Origin of the sequence: Melaminivora sp. (assembly GCF_032059615.1) — a bacterium.
Lineage (GTDB): Bacteria > Pseudomonadota > Gammaproteobacteria > Burkholderiales > Burkholderiaceae_C > Melaminivora.
Window position 1 is genome coordinate 1 of sequence record NZ_DAMCAM010000101.1, and the last position, 4,362, is coordinate 4,362.

5 protein-coding genes are annotated in these 4,362 nt (G+C 68.9%); 2 read left to right on the top strand and 3 right to left on the bottom strand.

Going from position 1 to position 4,362, the window contains the following annotated elements:
- The first annotated feature begins 294 nt into the window (after window positions 1-294).
- Together RT051_RS14365 and RT051_RS14370 are read left to right on the top strand one after the other, a co-directional pair.
- A complete protein-coding gene (locus RT051_RS14365; RefSeq protein ID WP_313077740.1) occupies window positions 295-600 on the top strand; it encodes a winged helix-turn-helix transcriptional regulator in 306 nt (101 codons plus the stop codon).
- A 92-nt stretch (window positions 601-692) separates the two neighbouring features.
- Window positions 693-1,052, top strand: a complete 360-nt coding sequence (locus RT051_RS14370; RefSeq protein ID WP_313077744.1) for an FKBP-type peptidyl-prolyl cis-trans isomerase — start codon at window positions 693-695, stop codon at window positions 1,050-1,052.
- Window positions 1,053-1,109: 57 nt separating this feature from the next.
- Here RT051_RS14370 and RT051_RS14375 read toward each other — a convergent pair whose 3' ends face one another.
- The 3 genes from RT051_RS14375 to RT051_RS14385 all read right to left on the bottom strand — a co-directional run.
- Window positions 1,110-3,194, bottom strand: coding sequence for a VC_2705 family sodium/solute symporter (locus tag RT051_RS14375; protein WP_313077747.1), 2,085 nt, complete (start codon window positions 3,192-3,194; stop codon window positions 1,110-1,112).
- A complete protein-coding gene (locus tag RT051_RS14380; RefSeq protein ID WP_313077751.1) occupies window positions 3,187-3,504 on the bottom strand; it encodes a sodium/substrate symporter small subunit in 318 nt (105 codons plus the stop codon). Before RT051_RS14380 ends, RT051_RS14375 begins: the two co-directional genes overlap by 8 nt.
- 25 nt (window positions 3,505-3,529) lie before the next feature.
- The coding region (locus RT051_RS14385; RefSeq protein ID WP_313077755.1) for a putative PEP-binding protein at window positions 3,530-4,362 on the bottom strand (833 nt) is incomplete at its 5' end.

Sequence of the window (4,362 nt, forward strand, 5' to 3'; positions counted from 1 at the left end):
AGGCGCTGCGCAAGTTGAAGCACCCCAGCCGCAGCGACAAGCTGCGCAGCTTCATGGATTCGCTGTAAGCGACGCCTCTTCCGCCCTTCGGGGCGGAGCCCTGCAAAGCCCGGCCCGCGCCCTGCGCGGCCGGGCTTTGTCGTTGGCTGCGGGCAGGAGTGGATTTGCCCTTGTTTTCGCGGCTTTGCGCAATGCAGCAATGGACTTTGAGCTACCAAACTTGTAGCACGAGCGAAACCGCGCTATATTGCTATCGTTTTTAGCCCCCAACCCCCGCGCTGAGGAGAAGCACCCATGAGCTCCAAGGAAAATGCCGCCGTCAACCAGTTGCTCGAAAAACTAGAGCGCCGCTACGCCCTGCGCGTGCTGTGGGCGCTGCGCGACGGGCATCCGCAAACCTTCCGGCTGCTGCAGGACAGCGTGGGCGGCATCACCCCCAACACGCTCAACACCCGCATCAAGGAGCTGCGCGAGGCAGGCCTGCTCGACCACGGCAGCGATGGCTATACCGTCACCCCCACCGGACAGGACCTGCTCAAGCGCTTGTCGGACGTGCAGGCCTTCGCCACCCGCTGGGCGGCGGCACGTGCGCGCAAGTGAGCCTCGCCCACGAAATTTCAATGAAATACGCCTTTTGTCCTTGTCTGGCAACGGCGTGTAGCTATCAAACCTAGAGCATCAAAGGAACCACCATGGCCTACACCACCACCGCCTCCGGGCTGCAGTACGAGGACACCCAGGCCGGCGAAGGCCCCGAGGCCCGGGCCGGGCAGTCGGTGCGCGTGCACTACACGGGCTGGCTCTGGCAGGACGGCCAGCAGGGCGCCAAGTTCGACTCCAGCCGCGACCGGGGCGACCCGTTCGAATTCCCGCTGGGCGCGGGCATGGTCATCAAGGGCTGGGACGAGGGGGTGCAGGGCATGAAGGTGGGCGGCCAGCGCACCCTGATCATCCCGGCGCCGCTGGGCTACGGCGCGCGCGGCGCCGGTGGCGTCATCCCGCCCAATGCCACGCTGAAGTTCGACGTCGAGTTGCTGGGCGTGGGCGGCTGACGCTCCCCGCAGCGCGCCTGGGGCGCGCCTGGCTGCGATACCCGCGCCACGCGCTGCCTAGAGCCCGTCGGGCACCACGCGCTGCACCCGCCCGGGGCGCGTGGCCAGGCTGACCAGCCAGGTCACGGCAAACCCCGCCGGCACCCCGAAGACCCCCGCCGAGATGGGCTGTATGCCAAACCACAGCCCATCGGCCAGCAGCACGGCGGGCACCCACTCGCGCAGCGCCTCCACCTGCATCAGCAGGTAATACAGCGTCACCGACAGGCCTGCCAGCATGCCCGCCACCGCCCCCGTGCGCGTGGTGCCGCGCCAGAAGATGCCCAGCACCATGGCCGGCACGAAGGCCGAGGCGGCGATCGAGAACGACGCCGAGACCATGGGCAAGATCTCCGACGGCTTGAGCGCGGCGACGAAGGCCGCCGACAGCGCCACCGTGAGCAGCATGAACTTGGTCAGGATCACGCGCTGCTCGGGCGACGAGCGCTTGGCGGTCTGCTGGAAATACAGGTCGCGCACCAGCGCGTTGCTGATGGTCAGCAGCAGCCCATCGGCCGTGGACAGCGCCGCCGCCAGCCCCCCCGCCGCGACCAGGCCCGAGATGACGTAGGGCAGGCCCGCGATCTCGGGCGTGGCCAGCATGATGAGGTCGGCGCCCAGGCGGATCTCGCCGAACTGCACGATGCCGTCGCCGTTCACATCCTCCACCGACAGCAGCGCCGCGTCCACCCGCGACCACTGCGCCAGCCAGTTGGGCAACTCGTCGAAGCGGCTGCCCACCAGGTTGTTCATGACTTCGAACTTGACCAGCGCCGCCAGGGCCGGCGCGCTCAGGTACAGGAGCGCCACGAAGAACAGCGACCAGGCCACCGACGCCCGCGCCCCGGCCACCGAGGACGCGGTGTAGTAGCGCGTGAGCAGGTGCGGCAGGCCGGCCGTGCCCACCATCAGGCAGAACATCAGGGCCAGGAAGTTGCGCCGCCCCTCGTCGAACATTGCGCGCTGCGCGGGCGTGCCATCGGGGTCGCCGACGAAAGCCTGGCTGTGGCGCGGCAGCCCGCCCAGCAGCCGTGCCCGCTCGTGCAGGGTCTGCAGCTCGCGCGCCCAGCGCTCGCGCGCTGCGGCCTCATTGCGCGGCATGGCGGCCAGCTCGCGGCTGGCCGCCACGATCAGGCCCACGTCGGCGTTCTGCGCACGCAGCTGCTGAATGCGCTCGCTGCCCGCCTGGCGCGCCCGCGCCAGCGCCGCCGGCACGTCCGCCAGGCGCACCTCCAGGTCGCGCGCACGCTCCAGATAGGCGGCCACGACCTCATGCTCGGCCGGGGCTTCCAGCAGCTCGTTCTCCAGCGCCGTGATCTTGCCGATCTGCGCCCCCGCCACCACCGGCGCCACGGGGTTGCCCAGCTGCTTGAAAGCCAGCCAGGACACGGGGATCAGAAAGGCCAGCAGGATGACCACGTACTGCGCCACCTGCGTCCAGGTGATGGCCCGCATGCCCCCCAGGAAGGAGCACAGCAGCACCCCGCCCAGGCCCAGCATGATGCCGATCTCGAACTGCACGCCGGTCAGGCGCGAGGCGATCAGGCCCACGCCATAGATCTGCGCCACCACATAGGTGAACGAGCACAGCACCGCCGACAGCGCCGCGATGATGCGCGGCCAGCGTCCGCCAAAGCGCACCTGGAAGAAGTCCGGCACGGTGTAGAGGTTCATGGCGCGCAGGTGCGGGGCGATCAGCATGGCCACCAGCACGAAGCCGCCCGTCCAGCCCAGCAGGTAGGCCAGGCCCCCGGGTTGCCCCGGCGAGCCGGAGAAGCCCTGCAGGTAGAGCGCGCCCGACAGGCTGATGAAGGAGGCCGCGCTCATCCAGTCGGCCGCCGCCGCCATGCCGTTGTAGACCGGCGGGATGCGCCGGCCCGCGACGTAGTATTCCTGCGGGTCGGCCGTGCGGCCGTAGACGCCGATGGCGGCATAGGCCATGACGGTCAGGAACAGGAAGATGGGGCCGATCCACTGACGCGACAGCCCGCGCTGCTCGGCCCAGGCCATGGCGCCCACGAAGGCCAGCAGACCGATGACGTACAGCGTCAGGATGCGGTTCAGGCGCGCCGTGTAGGAGCGCCCGCTGTCACGCTCAGCCATGGGGCGTGGCGCCATCCGGCGCGGCGGCAGCGGGCCCGTCTGCACGCTCGAAGCGCCCCATGGCCACGCAGTAGATGCACACCAGGGCGATGAAGATCAGCACTGCACCCTGCGAGGCCAGCCAGTAGACGAAGGTCCAGCTGCCGGTGAGCAGCTGCAGGTCGCGCGCAAAGTAGCAGGCGACGAACGACGCCAGCGCCCACACGCTCAGCAGCGCGCCCTTGAGCCAGAGGTGGCGCGCGTCGTGCAGGTCGGGCGCGAACGGCGCCTGCTCCAGATCGTCCTGCGGGTGCGAGTCCAGGCCGGGCATGGGCGGCTGCAGGGCGCGCGCTGCCTCAGCCGGCGAGCTGCTGCCAGGTGGCGATCACGCTGTCGGGGTTCAGCGAGATGGACGAGATGCCCTCATCGGCCAGCCACTGGGCGAAGTCGGGGTGGTCGCTCGGGCCCTGGCCGCAGATGCCGACGTACTTGCCTTCGGCCTGGCAGACCTCGATGACGCGCTTGAGCAGCTTTTGCACCGCCGGGTCGCGCTCGTCGAAATCCTGCGCCAGCAGCTCCAGGCCCGAGTCGCGGTCCAGGCCGAGGGTGAGTTGCGTCAGGTCGTTGGAGCCGACCGAGAAGCCGTCGAAGTAGGCGAGGAACTCCTCGGCCAGCACGGCGTTGCTGGGCACCTCGCACATCATGATGAGCTTGAGGCCGTTTTCGCCACGCTTGAGGCCATGCTCGGCCAGGAGCTTCGTCACGCGCTCGGCCTGCTTCAGGGTGCGCACAAAGGGCACCATAACCTGCACGTTGGCCAGGCCCATCTCGCCGCGCACGCGGCGCAGTGCCTCGCACTCCATGGCAAAGGCCTCGCCAAAATCCTGGCTGATGTAGCGCGCCGCACCCCGGAAGCCCAGCATCGGGTTCTCTTCCTCGGGCTCGTAGCGACTGCCGCCGATCAGCTTGCGGTACTCGTTGCTCTTGAAGTCCGACAGGCGCACGATCACGGGCTTGGGCCAGAAGGCTGCGGCGATGGTTGCCACGCCCTCGGCCACCTTGTCCACATAGAAGGCACGCGGGCTGGCATGGCCGCGCGCCACGCTCTCCACGGCTTTTTTCAGGTCGGCATCGACGTTCGGGTAGTCCAGGATGGCCTTGGGGTGCACGCCGATGTTGTTGTTGATGA

Excerpts from the sequence above, each read along its gene's own strand:
- RT051_RS14365 (WP_313077740.1), top strand. The coding sequence starts at position 295 with ATGAGCTCCAAGGAAAATGCCGCCGTCAACCAGTTGCTCGAAAAACTA.
- RT051_RS14370 (WP_313077744.1), top strand. The coding sequence starts at position 693 with ATGGCCTACACCACCACCGCCTCCGGGCTGCAGTACGAGGACACCCAG.
- RT051_RS14375 (WP_313077747.1), bottom strand. The coding sequence starts at position 3,194 with ATGGCTGAGCGTGACAGCGGGCGCTCCTACACGGCGCGCCTGAACCGC.
- RT051_RS14380 (WP_313077751.1), bottom strand. The coding sequence starts at position 3,504 with ATGCCCGGCCTGGACTCGCACCCGCAGGACGATCTGGAGCAGGCGCCG.